General features: G+C 64.0%; 16 protein-coding genes. All 16 read right to left on the bottom strand.

Features of this window, described 5'->3' with window-relative positions; all coding sequences use genetic code 11:
* Window positions 1-114: 114 nt before the first annotated feature.
* Window positions 115-492 (bottom strand): Rid family detoxifying hydrolase, encoded by a 378-nt coding sequence (locus tag HGEM_RS02840; protein ID WP_022349931.1) that lies wholly within the window; start codon window positions 490-492, stop codon window positions 115-117.
* A gap of 341 nt (window positions 493-833) precedes the next feature.
* Window positions 834-1,160 carry a 50S ribosomal protein L24 gene (gene rplX / locus HGEM_RS02835; protein ID WP_019127892.1) on the bottom strand — a complete coding sequence of 109 codons (327 nt, stop codon included), beginning with the start codon at window positions 1,158-1,160 and terminating at the stop codon, window positions 834-836.
* A gap of 17 nt (window positions 1,161-1,177) precedes the next feature.
* On the bottom strand, window positions 1,178-1,546 hold the full coding sequence (rplN, locus tag HGEM_RS02830) for a 50S ribosomal protein L14 (protein ID WP_019127891.1): 369 nt from the start codon (window positions 1,544-1,546) through the stop codon (window positions 1,178-1,180).
* Between the two features lie 112 nt (window positions 1,547-1,658).
* The gene (rpsQ, locus tag HGEM_RS02825; RefSeq protein ID WP_019127890.1) at window positions 1,659-1,922 is read right to left on the bottom strand and encodes a 30S ribosomal protein S17; all 264 of its coding nucleotides are present in this window, start codon (window positions 1,920-1,922) and stop codon (window positions 1,659-1,661) included.
* Window positions 1,923-1,938: 16 nt separating this feature from the next.
* A complete protein-coding gene (gene rpmC, locus HGEM_RS02820; protein ID WP_019127889.1) occupies window positions 1,939-2,154 on the bottom strand; it encodes a 50S ribosomal protein L29 in 216 nt (71 codons plus the stop codon).
* Entirely contained in the window at window positions 2,154-2,582 is a 429-nt protein-coding gene (gene rplP / locus HGEM_RS02815) for a 50S ribosomal protein L16 (RefSeq protein WP_019127888.1), read from the bottom strand. Before rplP ends, rpmC begins: the two co-directional genes overlap by 1 nt.
* Entirely contained in the window at window positions 2,582-3,295 is a 714-nt protein-coding gene (rpsC, locus tag HGEM_RS02810) for a 30S ribosomal protein S3 (RefSeq protein WP_019127887.1), read from the bottom strand. Before rpsC ends, rplP begins: the two co-directional genes overlap by 1 nt.
* Window positions 3,296-3,300: 5 nt before the next feature.
* Window positions 3,301-3,672, bottom strand: a complete 372-nt coding sequence (gene rplV / locus HGEM_RS02805; protein WP_019127886.1) for a 50S ribosomal protein L22 — start codon at window positions 3,670-3,672, stop codon at window positions 3,301-3,303.
* Between the two features lie 14 nt (window positions 3,673-3,686).
* On the bottom strand, window positions 3,687-3,947 hold the full coding sequence (rpsS, locus tag HGEM_RS02800) for a 30S ribosomal protein S19 (RefSeq protein WP_022349932.1): 261 nt from the start codon (window positions 3,945-3,947) through the stop codon (window positions 3,687-3,689).
* A gap of 29 nt (window positions 3,948-3,976) precedes the next feature.
* Window positions 3,977-4,807 (bottom strand): 50S ribosomal protein L2, encoded by an 831-nt coding sequence (gene rplB, locus HGEM_RS02795; protein WP_019127884.1) that lies wholly within the window; start codon window positions 4,805-4,807, stop codon window positions 3,977-3,979.
* A gap of 157 nt (window positions 4,808-4,964) precedes the next feature.
* Window positions 4,965-5,252 (bottom strand): 50S ribosomal protein L23, encoded by a 288-nt coding sequence (gene rplW / locus HGEM_RS02790; RefSeq protein ID WP_019127883.1) that lies wholly within the window; start codon window positions 5,250-5,252, stop codon window positions 4,965-4,967.
* Window positions 5,253-5,879, bottom strand: a complete 627-nt coding sequence (gene rplD, locus HGEM_RS02785; RefSeq protein ID WP_019127882.1) for a 50S ribosomal protein L4 — start codon at window positions 5,877-5,879, stop codon at window positions 5,253-5,255.
* Between the two features lie 46 nt (window positions 5,880-5,925).
* Complete coding sequence (gene rplC / locus HGEM_RS02780) at window positions 5,926-6,546, bottom strand: 50S ribosomal protein L3 (RefSeq protein ID WP_019127881.1); 621 nt, start codon at window positions 6,544-6,546, stop codon at window positions 5,926-5,928.
* Window positions 6,547-7,014: 468 nt separating this feature from the next.
* Complete coding sequence (locus tag HGEM_RS02775; RefSeq protein WP_019127880.1) at window positions 7,015-7,974, bottom strand: Gfo/Idh/MocA family protein; 960 nt, start codon at window positions 7,972-7,974, stop codon at window positions 7,015-7,017.
* Complete coding sequence (locus HGEM_RS02770; RefSeq protein ID WP_230197208.1) at window positions 7,971-10,139, bottom strand: FUSC family protein; 2,169 nt, start codon at window positions 10,137-10,139, stop codon at window positions 7,971-7,973. Before HGEM_RS02770 ends, HGEM_RS02775 begins: the two co-directional genes overlap by 4 nt.
* Before the next feature lie 373 nt (window positions 10,140-10,512).
* Window positions 10,513-15,768 (bottom strand): Ig-like domain-containing protein, encoded by a 5,256-nt coding sequence (locus HGEM_RS02765; RefSeq protein WP_019127878.1) that lies wholly within the window; start codon window positions 15,766-15,768, stop codon window positions 10,513-10,515.
* Window positions 15,769-15,814 lie beyond the last annotated feature (46 nt).

Raw genomic sequence — 15,814 nt, 5'->3', positions numbered from 1 at the left:
CAAAGCGCGGCCCGAGCTTGCAAGCCCGGACCGCATAAACCAAGTGCCTCTTTGGCGCGCTCGTAGCGCGGCCCACGCAAACAAGCCTGGACCGTCCCCTGCGCATACAGCAACCTACAGAACGGCGATGACCTCGATCTCGACCAGCGCGCCCTTAGGCAAAGCCGCCACCTGAAACGCACTGCGTGCGGGATACGGGGCCTCGAAATGGCCCGCATACACCTCGTTAACTGCAGCAAAGTCGTTAATGTTGGCTAGGAGCACGGTGCTTTTTACAACCTGCTGCATCGTTGCTCCCACCTCGCCCAGAATCGCAGCGATGTTCGTCAAAGCCTGCTCCGCCTGCGCCTCGACACCGTCCTTGAGCTCGTTCGTCATCGGGTCCAAACCAAGCTGGCCGGACAGATAGAGCGTATCCCCCACCTTGACCGCCGATGAATACGGCCCCAAGGCCGCCGGCGCCTTACTCGAAACGATCGCTTCCTTGTTCATCGAGACCTCCTGGTAGCCGTACGGTACGTCCCCTATATCGTAATACCTTACGTCGACCATCCCGCACAACAAGAACGTAGGCGCCCCTCGCACGGGCCGATGCGCGAAGCGCGAGGCCCCCAAAGCCATCGCACACACGTGCCCCGCGCAGGGGCAATGGCGCGAAGCGCCGAGCCCCCAGGCCCCTTCCATCCCCACACCCCGCCGCGAGCCCGTAAACGCAGGAAGGCCCCGGAAGGATTCCTGAGCGCGTTTCCCGCAGCCGCTCGGCTCTGCCGAGCGGCGAGGACCACGCGCGAAGGAACCTTCCGGGGCCTTCCGGTGGGAGTCTAGGACTCAGCTTAGAACTCGTGACCGCACTTCTTGCAGACGCGGATCGAGGTCTTGTGACCATCGAGCTCGCCCTGCTTGTGGCCGACGCGAGTAGCAGCACCGCACTTGGGGCACACGAGCATCGCGTTGGAAGCGTCGAACTTGGCCTCCTGCGAGACGATGCCGCCCTGCTGGTTCTGCTGGTTGGGACGGACGGCCTTCTTGACGACGGCCACGCCCTCCACCTTGATCTTGCCCTCGGCGGGGTACGCGCGCAGAACGGTGCCCTGCTTGCCGCGATCCTTGCCGGAGAGAATCTTGACGGTGTCGCCCTTCTTGATTTGCATCTTAGGCATGTCTGTCTCTCCTTTCCTTACAGGGTCTCGGGAGCAAGCGAGACGATCTTCATGTACTTCTTGTCACGCAGCTCGCGCGCCACGGGCCCGAAGATACGGGTGCCCACCGGCGAGCCGTCGTTGTTGATGACGACGCAAGCGTTGTCGTCGAAGCGAATGTAGGAACCGTCCTTGCGACGGACCTCCTTCACGGTACGAACGACGACGCACTTCACAACGTCCCTCTTCTTGACGTTGGCGCCAGGCGTGGCCTCCTGGACGGCAGCCACGATCACGTCACCGATTCCCGCATAACGGCGCTTGGAGCCACCGAGCACCTTGATGCAGCGAACCTTGCGCGCACCGGAGTTATCGGCGACGTTCAGCATGGTTTGCATTTGAATCATGGTAGTTCCTCCGAACTTAGGCCAGCGAGAGGTGCGCGGAGCTCATACCGAGAACCGGGGCTCTACGGGAGCCGCACCCGCGCACGTCACTGGTGCGAACAATCAAAGCAGCCTACTTGGCGCGCTCGATGATCTCGACGAGACGCCAGCGCTTCATCTTGGACAGAGGACGGGTCTCCATGACGCGAACACGGTCGCCCACGCCGGCGGTGCACTCCTCATCGTGTGCATGAAGCTTCTTGGTAAAGGTCATCATCTTGCCGTACTTGGGATGACGCTTGCGCTCCATGGTCTGGACAACGATGGTCTTGTTGCCCGAGATGGAGACGACCGTGCCCGTACGGACCTTACGCGAATTACGCGTGGTATCGCTCATGTTATCTCCTCAAGCTCTACTCTGCCGCAGCGGACTTCTCAGCCGCGATCTCGCGGGCGCGCTGCTCGGTGAGAACACGCGCGATGTCCTTCTTCACGGTCTTGACGCGAGCGGTGTTGTCAAGCTGGCTCGTGGCCATCTGGAAACGAAGGTTGAAGAGCTCGGCTCGACCTTCCTTCAGCTTTTCGGCGAGCTGCTCGTCGGAAAGCTCACGAATCTCTGCGGGCTTCATTACTTATCCTCCCCGTCCTGGTCAGCGCGGGCCACGATCTTGGTCTTAATGGGGAGCTTGTGCTGGGCCAGACGCAGGGCCTCGCGGGCAATCTCCTCAGACACGCCGGAAATCTCGAACATGATGCGACCCGGCTTCACGACGGCCACCCACTCCTCGGGATTACCCTTACCGGAACCCATGCGGGTCTCAGCGGGCTTCTTGGTGATGGGCTTGTCGGGGAAGATCGTGATGAACACACGGCCGCCACGACGCATGTAACGGGTCATGGCAACACGAGCGGCCTCGATCTGACGGTTGGTGATCCAATGGGCCTCAAGGGCCTTGATGCCATAATCACCGAAATGCAGCTTGGTGTTACCCTTGGCCTGGCCCTTCATGGAGCCACGCTGCACCTTGCGGTGAAGAACACGCTTAGGGGCAAGCACTACTGACCCCTCCTCTCGGAGTTACGACGACGCGGACGCGAGGAGCCCTCGAGCGCCGGGTTCGGGACGGGCTGGCCGGGAAGCTTCTCGCCCAGGTAGATCCAAACCTTGACACCGCAGGAACCCATGGTGGTGCGAGCGGTGGCCGTGCCGTAGTCGATCTTGGCACGGAGGGTGTGCAGCGGCACGCGACCCTCGCGGTACCACTCGCGACGGCCCATCTCGGCGCCGCCGAGACGACCGGAGCACTGGATACGAATACCCTTGGCGCCGGCCTTGCGGGCAGACTGGACAGCCTTGCGCATGGCGCGACGGAAGGCCACACGGCCCTCGAGCTGCTCAGCGATGGACTGGGCAACGAGGACGGCGTCGAGCTCGGGACGCTTGATCTCGATGACGTCGACGGAGAGCTGGCCCTTGGAGACACCGGCGACCTTCTCGAGCTCGCCGCGGATCTGATCGATCTCGGAGCCCTTCTTGCCGATGACGATGCCCGGGCGAGCGGTGTAGATGATGACCTTAACCTTGTCACCAGCACGCTCGATCTCCACGCGGGAGACGGCGGCACGACGGAGGCGCTTGGTCAGGTACTTGCGGAGCTCGAGATCGTTACCGAGGGTCTTGGCGTAGTCCTTGTCGCCAGCGAACCAGCGGGAGCGCCAGTTCTCGGTGATGCCGAGACGGAAACCGGTGGGGTAGACTTTCTGACCCATTGTGCTTATGCCTCCTTTCGCGGAGCGACGACGATGGTGATGTGGCTCGTGCGCTTCAGGATGCGCGAAGCGGAGCCCTTGGCGCGAGGACGGATGCGCTTAAGCGTGGGGCCCTCGTCCACATAGGCAGCGGCGATGACGAGGTCGTCGGCGCGCATGCCGTGATTGTTCTGGGCGTTGGCCACGGCGGAGCGGAGAACCTTCTCCACGTCGACCGCGACGGCGCGCTCGCAGAAATGCAGGATGTCGAAAGCCTGCTCAACAGACTTGCGACGGATGAGATCGACCACGAGGCGAGCCTTGTACGGCGAGACGCGCACGAACTTGGCGACGGCGCGGACCTCGCGGGTCTCGGTATCGGTAGCTTTAGTTGCCATTTACGTGAAACCCCCTACTTGGCCTTGTGACCGCGGAACGTACGGGTGGGTGCGAACTCGCCGAGCTTGTGACCGACCATGGACTCGGTGACGTACACAGGCACATGCTTGCGGCCATCGTGCACGGCGATGGTGTGGCCGACCATCTCGGGGAAGATCGTGGACGCGCGAGACCAGGTCTTCACGACGTCCTTCTTGCCAGCCTCGTTCATCGCGACGATACGCGAGAGCAGGCGAGCTTCCACGAACGGCCCTTTCTTGAGACTTCTGCTCATAGTGGCTTACTCCTTCTCGGAATCTTTCGCTACTTCTTGCGACGACGGATGATGAGGCTGTTGGAAGCCTTGTTCTTCTTACGCGTGCGGTAGCCCTTGGTCGGCTTGCCCCACGGGGTGACGGACGGGCGACCAGAGGTGTGGTTCTTGCCCTCGCCGCCGCCGTGCGGGTGGTCGACCGGGTTCATGACGGTACCACGGACGGTCGGGCGCACGTTCATGTGGCGCTTACGACCGGCCTTGCCGATCACGATGTTGGAGTGCTCGGCGTTGCCGACCTCGCCCACCGTGGCGCGGCAGGTGATGAGCACGCGGCGCATCTCGGAAGAAGGCATGCGCAGGATGGCGTACTTGCCCTCCTTGCCCATGAGCTGGCAGGAGTTGCCGGCGGAGCGGGCGATCGCGGCGCCCTTGCCCGGCTGGAACTCAACCGCGTGGATGAGCGTACCCACGGGGATGTCGGCGAGGGGCAGGGCGTTGCCCGGCTTGATGTCGGCATCGGAGCCAGAGAGAACCGTATCGCCCACCTGGAGGCCCTTCGGGCACAGGATGTAGCGCTTCTCGCCGTCCACATAGTGGAGCAGCGCGATGCGGGCGGAACGGTTGGGGTCGTACTCGATCGTGGCAACCTTGGCGGGCACGCCGTCCTTGTTGCGCTTGAAGTCGATGCGACGGTAACGGCGCTTCACGCCACCGCCCTGATGACGGACCGTGATGCGGCCCTGGTTGTTGCGACCGGCCTTCTTGGGCAGCGGCTCGAGAAGCGACTTCTCGGGCTTGTTGGTCGTGATCTCGGCGAAGTCCGAGATCGTCTGCCAACGGCGACCCGCGCTGGTCGGCTTGAGGTGTTTAACAGCCATTGGGAATCCCTTTCATCTCTTTCCGTTGGCCAGCACATCAGGGATGCGGGGCTCATCGCCCCAGGGTGTGCTGACACCGGATTACCACGGTACCGGGCGGCTCTATCTCAAGCGCCCGATACGCTTACCGTCGAGGCGGTAAGCCAAGGCGCAGGCCTTAGGCCTGGTTGCCGTAGATCTCGATCGAGTCGCCCTCGGCGAGCGTGACGATGGCCTTCTTCCACTGACGGGTCTTGCCGGCCACATAGCGCACGCGCTTAGTCTTGGGCTTCACGTTGATGGTGTTCACCGAGCTGACCTTAACGTTGAAGAGCTCCTCGACGGCGTCCTTGATCTGGTACTTGTTGGCATCGCGAGCAACCTCGAAGGTGTACTTGTTCTCCTCCATGAGGTCGAAGGAGCGCTCGGACACGATCGGGCGGATGATGATCTCGTGGGCGGTCATTTATGCAAGCACCTCCCCGAAGTGAGCGGCAACGTCGGCGGGCATCAGCAGGGCGCCGTTGTTGATGAGGTCGTAGGTGTTGGCCTCGGACGGCGTGATGATGAACGTCTTGGGGATGTTGCGGAAGGACAGGAACGCGTTGATGTCATCGTCGCGAACGATGATGGTGAGGCGCTTGCCCTCGAGGCCCAGGGCCTTGAGCATGGCGACGGCGGCCTTGGTGGACGGCTTCTCGAAGCCGTAGTCGTCCACGAGCACGAGCTCGTTGTCGCGCACCTTAGCGGAAAGCGCGGAGCGCATGGCGAGCTTGACCTCTTTGTTGTTCATGCGCTTGGTGTACAGACGCGGCTTGGGGCCGTGGATGACGCCACCGTGACGCCACTGGCCGGCGCGGATGGAACCCTGGCGGGCACGACCGGTGCCCTTCTGGCGCCACGGCTTGGCGCCACCGCCGGAGACCTCGCTGCGGCCCTTGGTGGACTGGGTGCCGGAACGCCAAGAGGCCATCTGGCACTTCACGATGTGATGCATGACGTGGGTGTTCGGCTCGATGCCGTACACCTCGGCAGCGAGCTCGGCCTCTGCGACCTTCTTGCCCTCGCTGTTCTTTACTTCAAACTTAGACATGTAAGTGTTCTCCTTGGTATGACGTGGCTTATCTACACGGTAGCGATTACGCCATACGGATGGCGACCAGGCCGTTCTTGGCACCGGGAACGGCACCCTTCACGAGCATGAGGTTCTGGTCGGCATCGATGCGGACAACGGTCAGGTTCTTGACGGTCACGCGCTCGTTGCCCATGTGACCGGCCATCTTGACGCCCTTGAGGACGCGCGCCGGGTAGGCGCACTGGCCGATGGAGCCCGGGTGACGCTTGAAGTGAGAACCGTGGGTCATGGGACCGCGGCGCTGACCCCAGCGCTTGATGCGACCCTGGAAGCCCTTGCCCTTGGAGGTGCCGATGACGTCGACCTTGGCGACGCCCTCGAAATCGGCGACGGTGACGGTCTCGCCGACCTTGTGGTCCTCGCCGTTCTCGACGCGGACCTCGCGCAGGTAGCGCACGGGCTCGACGCCGGCCTTGGCGAAGTGACCAGCCATGGGCTTGTTCACGTTCTTGGCCTTGATGTCGCCGAAACCGATCTGGACGGCATCGTAGCCATCGGTTGCCTTGGTTTTAACCTGCGAGACAGCGCAGGGGCCAGCCTGGATGACCGTGACGGGCACGACGTTATCGTCGTCGTCCCACACCTGGGTCATACCGATCTTGCGGCCGAGAATCATCTTGATCATTCAATGATCCTAACCCTCTGTGGTCTTGGGACCTGCGAGCACCCCTTGCGCTCGCCCCCAGCGGACCACTCCGACAGATGTGCCGCCGGTTTGAGTTCCATCTCCCCTGCTAGACCGTGCAACCCATATTTGGTCCACACCGGCGAGACAGAATCCTCCCCATAAAGGCACAGCTTCAGTAGTATACACGGGGGCGGGCGTATCCCTTAGCTTCCATAAAGTCTTCACGCGGCGCGCGGTCCCTGCGGGCCGCCGGGCGTTCCCTCCGCGCTTCGAGCAGTCCTCGCCCGTGAGGCCTCGCCTCACGGGCTGCGGAACTCGCGCGGAGGGAACGCCCGGCGGCCCTGCGCTTGCACCCCGATGCGGGGGGGTGAACGGGCTTGTTAGGGTGACGGGCGGGCGGCATCGCTGCGCTCGCCGCCGACGGTGGGGCCGGGGGCGGCGTCGCTGCGCTTGCCGCCGAGGGGGCTACCAGGTAGTGCGGATGGCATCGAGGATGCGGGCGCAGCGACAGGTTGCGGCGTGGGGCATCAGGGGGCTTTCGATGTCGCCCGCACGCATAAGGGCGCAGAAGTGGGTGATTTGTCCGTAGAAATCGTCAACCTCGTAGGGCACGTCGAGATCGCGGGTAGGCTCGCCCGCAATGCGAAGCTCCGCATGTTGAGGACGGTGCAGGTCGTCCACCGTGAGGATGCCGCGCCCCCCTTCCACGACGAGCTGCCGGGGCCGCGCGCGGTCGCAGGCGCATTCGAGCTCCGCGGCTACCCCGCCGATTGCCATGTGGGCATCAACGTAGACGTCTGACCCCTCATAGAATGCCGTGTCCACGCGCTCGACGGCGATCTCGCCGGGAAGCAGCTCGTCGAGCCAGCTCGCGCAGTAGATGCCGCAATCGAGCAGCACGCCCGACCCCGGGCCTCCACCAAGAATATAGATGTCGCGCGTGCGGTAGGATGCAAGCGCATCGTTGCAAAGCGACGCATGCACGCGCGCGACGGGCCCCAAAGCGCCAACCGCGTCCACAACGTGCGGGTGCAACGGCACAAAGCGCGTCTTCATGGCCTCCATGAAGAGCAGGCCGCGTTCGCGGGCAGCAGCGGTAACCTCAGCCGCCTCCGCCTCGGAGAGCATCGCGGGCTTCTCGCAGAGCACTGCCTTTCCCGCATCGAGCGCCCGCAGGGCCCACGCATGGTGAAGGTCGTGCGGCAGGGCTAGATAGATGGCGTCAACCTCGGGGTCCGCGAGCAGAGCCTCATGGTCGCCGTAGGCCCGGGCGCCGGGCGCGCATGGGACCTCGGCAAGAAATGCTGCAGCCTTTTCTGCCGTCCGGCGACTCGCCGCCACAAGCTCGGCTCCCTCAACCTTTGCCAAGCTCGCCGCGAACCGATGCGCGATGTTACCCGCACCCAGGATACCGAAACGAATCATCTTGAACTCCCATCTACAGCGCCACTGCCTATCTCGGCCACTTCCTCGCGGTAGCTCGGGCGCCCCATGACCGTGCCCCGCGCCGCCGTAAGCGCCGCCGCAAGCACCTCGGCGCGCTTGAGATATTGCCTGAGCAGATACTTCAGATCCTCCTCTTTGAATCCCTCTATGAGCTGCTCGGCCTCACCGAGGCGCGCATCCACTACGAAGGGGTTGCTGCACACCTCGGCAAGCAGCATGAACCGCTCCAGCCGCGGATATTCCGAAGCGTCCACCGCATCGACGCGAATGAGGAAGCCCAGCTGCTCGAGCTCGCAGACAAGCTCCCACAGGCAGAAGAGCACGCGCCTGGTCATCTGCTTCTCGGCGAGCTCGTCGAGCGTGCGCTCGGGCATCTTGTTCGCGTATGCCGCCGCCTGGGTATGGACCATCTGAATGTGCAGCAGCGCCTCGCTCGACGTCACCGCATCTACCGTACCCTCGAGGCTCTTGCGCATGAGTGCCCAATAGCGCTCGAGCAGCGCGAAGAGCTCGTGCACGTTTGCTAGAAAGAGGGTGTGATCGCTTGTGGGCATGACCAAGCGATTCACCAAGGAAACGAGAAGCACCGCCGCGGCAAGGCACGCGAGGCGCATCCAGATGGCATACTGGTCGTCGATGGACACCGACGCCATGGAAAGTGCGTACGCCGTCGCGAAGAACGCCATGGGCGTGCCGCCTGGCGTCGAGGCGTACAGGCACGTGATGAGCACCATCCCCACCGCCATCACCGCTGGATACGGCAAGTTCAAAAGCGAGAGTCCGTGTACGAAGAGACACCCCAGCACCGTCCCCATCGTGCGCGTGCGCATGCGGCGGATGCTCTCGGCGGGAAATGGCTGCGTGAGCAGAAACGCAGTGAGCGGGAACCAGTAGAGATGGTCGACGGGCGAAGCGAGGCTCACCGTGCAGGAAACGGCAAGAACTGCTGCGCAGCGCACCGAGAATCGCAGCTCAAACGAGTCGAGGGTGGGGTGCTTGCGAAACGACGCGATGCGCAGCTGCGTAAGGGGCGACATGCTCCACGCGCCGGCAAACCTCCTGCCCGCATCGCGGAGCACAAGCAGCGTCATATGCAGATAGCTTCGGTAAAAGAGGCGGAAGCGGTCGTTCTCAATGGAATCCGCCTCGTCAAGCAAGCCCTGGGCGCGCCTCGCCACGAGCGCGCGACGCCCCTGACTCTCTAAGGCAATGCCCACGTCGCGCGTAAGCGAAGCGAGCTTCCTTAGATAGGGAGCATTCGGGCACCCCGGCCCCTCATGCCACTCAAGGCGGCCCACAAGATAGGCCGTGCGCTGCGCAAGCATGGCGAACATATCGTAGAGGTTCGAAACCGTGGGCTGCGCGTTGGCGTCTTCGCGCACGCCGTAGGCAAGCTTCGTATAATCCGCACGCAACCTGAGCAGCTCCCTGCGCGTGCTGCCGCCGATGCCCGTATCCGCCATATGGTCGAGCTCGTCGGCAAGGCGGGCAACCATGTCATGAAGCTGGCGAAGATTATCGTCAGCCTTGTGATAGATGACGCCCGAGACAAGCAGGGCAACCGTGAGCACGATGCAGCACACGGTAAGGAGCCCGGCCTCGAGCGCAAGGTCGTCTAGGTACTCCGGGCGGAGCTGAAGAAAGACGAAAAGCATCGTATAGGGAAAGTACCGACGCGGGTTCAGCTGGGAGGAGCGCATGAACACAAAGACGAATGGCATTGCCGCATTGATTGCGATGCTGGGAACGACACCCAGCGTAGCCAGACGAGCAGCCAGAAGCGCGAGGTAGCTCACCGCGAAGAATCGAAGGTACTGCGTAGGCTTGTTATATTTGCGATGGCGCACGTTGAAAAGCGTGGTGTAACACGATACGGGCATGACATGCGAGATGCCAAAGAGCCCCACAACTATCCAGAACAGCACAATGAAAAATCCAGCGACCGGCAGCGCCTCGCGAATCTTTGCAGGCAGTTCAGGCACGGTGTCACGTCGCCAACGGGTGAGTTCGTCCGAAAGGGAGGTGGCGCCCCACATCGCAAGCCCCACGAGGCCACTCGCCGCCGAGCCGCTCCACGCGGATTCCTCCGCCCGCCGCTCACGTCCTGCCCGTTCCCTATCCGCTCCTGCCGCGATCATGCCCATCCCGTCCGCCACACAGTGCTCGCGCTTCCATCTTACTCCCATCCGCTCGGAGAACACTCTGCAATGATAGCGAACCCGGCGCGGCTACTCGCAACGAGTGCGGCGGGCGTTACGACGGAGCGAGCCCGGTACGATGCCCACAACGTGTGCGACAGGTGCTTACGGGCAGGTTTTTGAAGGGAAGGGCCTTATTTTGGAGCTCGTTCGTCAAAATCGTGCCCGTAACGCGCGGACGGCCCTGCCACGAGAGTCACGGCACGGCGGAACGCGTCTGACGGGCATAGCAACGCAAACGGCCCCGCGACGCGGAGTCGCGGGGCCGTGGATGGTGCCGTATCAGTCGCGCTACGAACACGCGGGTGCCCGGTGAGCGCTACTCGTCACCCTTGCGGCGGCGACGCGCAACCCATGCGGCGGCTAGCGAGAGAATACCGGCGCCGCCCGCCGTGGCCGCGATGACCATGCTGGGGTCGGACGTGCTCGTAAGCGCGTCGTCCTCGCCCGTCTTGCCGTCGCCCTCGTCCTGTGCGCCGTCTGTGTCGGAGCCATCGGACTCGTTGCCCGCGCCGGGCTTCTCGTCCTTGTCGGAATCCGGGTCGGGGTCGGTGCCAGGGTCGGTACCAGGGTCGGGGTCGGTGCCAGGGTCGGTACCAGGGTCGGGGTCGGTACCGGGATCCGTACCAGGATCCGGGTCGGGATCCGTACCAGGATCCGGGTCGGGGTCGGTACCGGGGTCGGGATCCGGGTCGGTGCCCGGATCCGTGCCGGGGTCGTCGGGCTCGGTCACGGTTACCGTGATGGACGCGCTCGCGCCGCCTTCGGTCGAGGCCGAGATGGTCGCGGTACCCTCAGCAACCGCAGTCACCGTACCGTCGGCCGCAACCGTCGCCACCGCGGCATCGGACGAGGTCCATGTCACCTCGGAATCGTAGGCATCATCGGGAGCGACCGCCGCCGTGAGCTTCAGCGCGTCACCGACCTCAAGGGCCGCCGTCGCAGCCTCCTCGCCGTTGGCCTTGATCGTGACCTTCTCGGCGCGAGGCAGCGCCTCGACGTTCACCGTAATCTCCACAGGGAGGCTGCCAACTTCGGTCAAGCCCTGCACGATGAAGCTCGTGCCGCCCTTGCCGAACGCGTAGACATTCGCCGGAACGCGGTCCCACGTGACGCCGCTTTCCTGTTTCGTGCCGTCGCTCATAACCACCGCCACGGTCTTAGGCAGCACCGGTGCCGCCGTCTCCTTGGTGCTCACCGCAGCCGGTGGCTCCACGCTCACGGCGTACGCCTCCGTCGTCTCGGCGGCTACGACCATGATGGTGGCTTTCGCCTGCACCGTCGAGCCCGCCACGGAGCCCGTGATCTCGATCGTACCCTCCTTCGACAACGCCTCGCTGGTAAGGGGCGTGAGGTTCCACGTCACATCCGCCAGGGCGCTCGCGCCGTCGGAATAGGTCACCGCAACCTGAGCGGGCAGGCGCAGCGCGACCTCTTCGCGATCGACCGCTCCGCCGTCGGCGGGGAGGGAGACGCTCACGTTCACGGGCGCGACGCTCTCCACGGCACGCGCGGTGGGGGCCACCGTGAGATACATGACGGCGGAGGTGTCATAACCCTCAAGCGTGCCCTTCACCACATAGGTTCCGGGCTCGTTAAAGTCCACGTTCGAGTAATCCCACGTCACCGGGACCTCAAAACCGCCCATATCGGTGAAGTACGCCATGGCGTACGAGAAATACGTCGAGTCCTCGGGTTTGCCCGCGCCGGCGCCGATCGTGCGGTGCAACGGCTCCACCGACGAAACCATGGGCTCGTCCACCTGCTCGATAACCGTCACGGTGGCCGTCACCTCGCCCTCGTCGCCGAGCCCCGCCACATGACCCGTCACCGTGAAGGTACCGGCGACCTGATAGTTGGTGTAGGGAATCGCATCCCAGTCCACATCGACAAGGGACACGGAGCCGTCCGCAAGGATCACCGGTAGCTGCATGGGCAGCGTGGGCTCCATACCCACCTCGGTGGTAATGTTGAGCACATCGGCCAGCTCGTCCTCGGAGACCAGGCCTGTCGTCTCGACCACCGTGACCGGCACGGTGGCGCTCACCGTGGAGGAACCCACCGTGAAGGAGGCCGGCACCTCGAACTCCGCGCCCGCTTCCTGGTAGAGCCCCTCAGAGATCACGTCGCGCTGGAGCGTGACCACATGCTGGTTGCCCATCGTGGTCGTGACCACCACCTGGCCGGGAATCTCGGGCACCACGCCAGGCGCCGTGCTCACGCTCGGCACGTAGACGCTGTCGATGTCCGCGACCTCGACCGTCGACTTCACCGGCGTATCGGTGCCCTCGATGACGCCCGCCACGTCAAAGGTAGTATTGACCTTATCGGGCGCATAGAGCGCGGGGTCGATATCCTCCCACGTCACGCGCACCTCGATGGGCTCGCTTGCGTCGCGCGCCCCGATGAGGCTCATCGCAAAGCTCGCGAACATCGCGAGCGGCCCCTGGTCGCCCGGAGTGATCATGATGGTCTCGGGAAGCACCGGCTCCACGCCCGGAAGCGTCCATTCGGAGACTTCCTCCTGCTCCTGAATCGCATCGAGCACCTCGAAGGTGATCGAGACGGGCATCTCGATGCTTCCCTGGCTCCCAGAGATCCAGCACGTGACCCCTTCGGTGTAGGTACCCGCCTCCTCGAAGGTGATCGGGTCGCCTTCGTACAGGCTGTACCAGACCTCGCGCGTGCTTTCCTGGCCCGAGCCGTCGTCGACCGTCGCGGTAGCGGAGCCGTCGAACGTATCGATCGCGGCCCCAGCAAGCATGGTAACCGGCTCCGTGGCCTCGACGCTCAGCACGCGCATCGAAACGACCGTCATCGTCACGTCGTGCCCGCCGGCGACGCCGGTGAACGTGTAGGTGCCCGGCGTGGTGAGGAAGCCGCGCGTGAGGTCGTTCCACGTGACGGGCAGATCGGCGTAGCCACCGCCCTCAATCGGCACGTAGATGGATGTGCCCAGCACGCTCTCCGGCTGCATGGTCCCGGCAGACTCGAGGTCGATGAAGTACTCGCGCTCGATATCGAAGACGTCCTCAGAGGCAGCCTCGCCCACATGCACGCGCGCGGTCACCGGGACCTCGGTGCCCAGAATCCGTCCCGAGACCTCGAAATCGCCCGCCTGGGCATAGCTCGCCGGATCGACCTCATCCCACGCGACGCGCCCGAAGATGTAGAACGCATCGCCGTTATCCAGAGTTACGTTGATGTCCGAGGGCAGGTTGGGGGCTACGCCCACGACGGTCGAGACCTCGGTCGCTGTACCGTCCTTCGCAGCGGCGCACACGGCCACCTCGGCCGTGACCGGGTAATCGGACCCGGCGACGTAGCCCTTGGCCTCGAAGGTCGTGCCCGCCGTTGCGTATTGATCGGGCGTGGGCTGCTCCCACTGGACGACGAGCTGCTGGCGAGATCCGTCCGACATGGTCATGGGGACCATGTACGGCAGTGCCGGCGCCACGCCGGCCAGGGTGGAGACTTCCACCGGCTCGCGCGCGGGCTGGGCCCACAGCACCTCGACCTGCACCTCGACCTCACGATTGGTGCCGAAGCGTGTCTGGCCCGTGATGGTGATGGGAGAGGCATCGGAGAGAATCTCGCTCGGATCCGGCACGGACCACTCGACCTCCTCCTCGCCGCGCGACCCGTCCGTGTAGGTGACGTCCACGAAATAGGGCAACTCAGGTACGACGCCCTCGACCGTGCCGATCGAATCGAGTGCGTCGATTGACTGAATATCGACCATCGTCACATGCAGGGTGACCGGGATATCCGTGCCGCTGATCACGCCCTCGACGTCGAAGGAGCCCGCGCGGTTGAAGAGGTCCATGTCCGGCCAGATCCAATCGACCGCGATATGGCTGCTCGAACCATCGGGCAGCTCGATCGAGATATCGCCCGGCAGATACGACTCGCCCACGGTGAGTTTCACACTCTCCTCGTAGCTCGACTCCGCAGGGTCAATCACCATCACGTGGCAGACCGCCTGGTTATCCGAACCGGGAATGGCGCCGTAGATATCGAAAGTACCCGCCTGCTGCAGGCGCTCGTCGCCCTCCTCCGGCAGGTCCCACGCAGGGTCCACCCAGTTCGTGTTGCCGAGCGCGTTCGTGACGGTAACGCCCGAGAGCCACGTAATGCTCCCGCCTACCGCAACGACCATGGTCTGCTCGGATACCGAGGTGACCTCGCTCACATACACCGTCGCCACGGCACGCTGGCTCGTTCCCTGCACCGTGCCCATGACCTCGAAGACGTTCTCGTGCTCGTAGTCGCTCGGATCGATGGCGTCCCACGTGACGGGTATGGCCTGCTCCTGCCCGGTGGAACTCACGACGTAGACGTAATCGGGCAAGGTTGGCTCGAAGCCGGGCTCGACGAACGCTGTCGCACCGCGCACCTCGCGGATCTCCTGCACGCTCACCGTAGCCTGGACCTCGATGTTGGTATTCTGGATGACGCCCGTGATGACGTACTCGCCCGGCGTGCTGAGCCCCTCCTCGGCAGCCTTGCGCTCGTCCGCATCCCACGTGATCCATGCTTGGTAGAGAGACCCATCCGAGAGGGTTACGGACGGGGCGTCGATGGTACTCAGCGTGGTTGACCCCGCGATGCAGGTGACATCCAGATTGGGAATGGACGTCACCGAGAGCACGTTGATGTCGGCCTCGAAGGTGACATCGATAAACTGCCCGATAGAGGTCTGCAGCGTTGCCGCATAGGCGCCTTCAGCGGTGAGGCACCCGTCTGCGCCAACCGGAGCGGACGACTGCCAGGAGCTCGAGAAATCGCCTCCAGGAGTCAGGTGGTACTCCTCCACCTCGCCCGTATCCGTGTTGGTGAGCTCGACGAGCACGAAGCTGCCCACCGTGCTCGCCTGCTGGCCCACGAGTGCCGTGATCTGCGGACGCTCATAGGTCCACGTCTGGCCCTCGTACTCCAGGGTCACGATATCGCCGTCCACCTGCGTGGCGACGTCGTTCGCCGCGGAGGCGCTGGCAGCGGGCGCGCCCTCGTCCTCAGCGGGGACGGCTTCCTCAACGGGCGCGGCCTGCGCATCCTGCTCGGGAGCTGCCTGCTCGTCGGCGATGCCAGGCGCGGTCGCCGCGCTAATGGTAAGGGTGAAGGAGGGCTGCTTGTCGGTGCCCTCGACGGTACCCGCCACCGTGTACGAACCCGGTTCCAACGCATTAAAGGCATCCTGCGATGATGCACCATCGACTTGCCAGCTCACCGAGCGGTCCTCGGTGGTACCGTCTGAGAGCGTGACCGAGACCGTGCCAGGAAGGGACACCGAGCCCGCCTCACACGTAATGTTGCCGGGCGATGCGACGGCGGTAATCGTCGGAGACGCGTGCTCGTCGGTCTCAGCCGCATCCCCCTGCGACACCTCTTCCTGCTGCGTCGAGACACCCGCCGCAGCATCTTCCTTCGCCTGGTCGCTTGAAACCCCTTGCTCTGCCTGAGTAACGCCAGAACCCGACAACGCCTCCGCAATCGCCGGCGTGGGCACCGACCCCAACGAGAGCGCTGTCACCAAACCAGCGGTGACCGCAACATGAACCGTTCTCCGATGCACGTGGACCTCCCCCAGAAACCGCCCGTAGCAGCATGCGGGCACCGAC

This window comes from Enorma massiliensis phI (genome assembly GCF_000311845.1).
Lineage (GTDB): Bacteria > Actinomycetota > Coriobacteriia > Coriobacteriales > Coriobacteriaceae > Enorma > Enorma massiliensis.
Note: the sequence above shows the minus strand (reverse complement) of the source record. Positions and strands in the feature narration are given on the sequence as shown.

Coding starts and splice junctions, on each gene's coding strand:
- rplV (WP_019127886.1), bottom strand. CDS start 3,672: ATGGCAACTAAAGCTACCGATACCGAGACCCGCGAGGTCCGCGCCGTC.
- rplW (WP_019127883.1), bottom strand. CDS start 5,252: ATGACCGCCCACGAGATCATCATCCGCCCGATCGTGTCCGAGCGCTCC.
- rpsC (WP_019127887.1), bottom strand. CDS start 3,295: ATGGGTCAGAAAGTCTACCCCACCGGTTTCCGTCTCGGCATCACCGAG.
- rpsS (WP_022349932.1), bottom strand. CDS start 3,947: ATGAGCAGAAGTCTCAAGAAAGGGCCGTTCGTGGAAGCTCGCCTGCTC.
- HGEM_RS02775 (WP_019127880.1), bottom strand. CDS start 7,974: ATGATTCGTTTCGGTATCCTGGGTGCGGGTAACATCGCGCATCGGTTC.
- rpsQ (WP_019127890.1), bottom strand. CDS start 1,922: ATGAGCGATACCACGCGTAATTCGCGTAAGGTCCGTACGGGCACGGTC.
- rplX (WP_019127892.1), bottom strand. CDS start 1,160: ATGCCTAAGATGCAAATCAAGAAGGGCGACACCGTCAAGATTCTCTCC.
- rplC (WP_019127881.1), bottom strand. CDS start 6,546: ATGATCAAGATGATTCTCGGCCGCAAGATCGGTATGACCCAGGTGTGG.
- HGEM_RS02840 (WP_022349931.1), bottom strand. CDS start 492: ATGAACAAGGAAGCGATCGTTTCGAGTAAGGCGCCGGCGGCCTTGGGG.
- rpmC (WP_019127889.1), bottom strand. CDS start 2,154: ATGAAGCCCGCAGAGATTCGTGAGCTTTCCGACGAGCAGCTCGCCGAA.
- rplN (WP_019127891.1), bottom strand. CDS start 1,546: ATGATTCAAATGCAAACCATGCTGAACGTCGCCGATAACTCCGGTGCG.
- rplD (WP_019127882.1), bottom strand. CDS start 5,879: ATGTCTAAGTTTGAAGTAAAGAACAGCGAGGGCAAGAAGGTCGCAGAG.
- HGEM_RS02770 (WP_230197208.1), bottom strand. CDS start 10,139: ATGGGCATGATCGCGGCAGGAGCGGATAGGGAACGGGCAGGACGTGAG.
- rplB (WP_019127884.1), bottom strand. CDS start 4,807: ATGGCTGTTAAACACCTCAAGCCGACCAGCGCGGGTCGCCGTTGGCAG.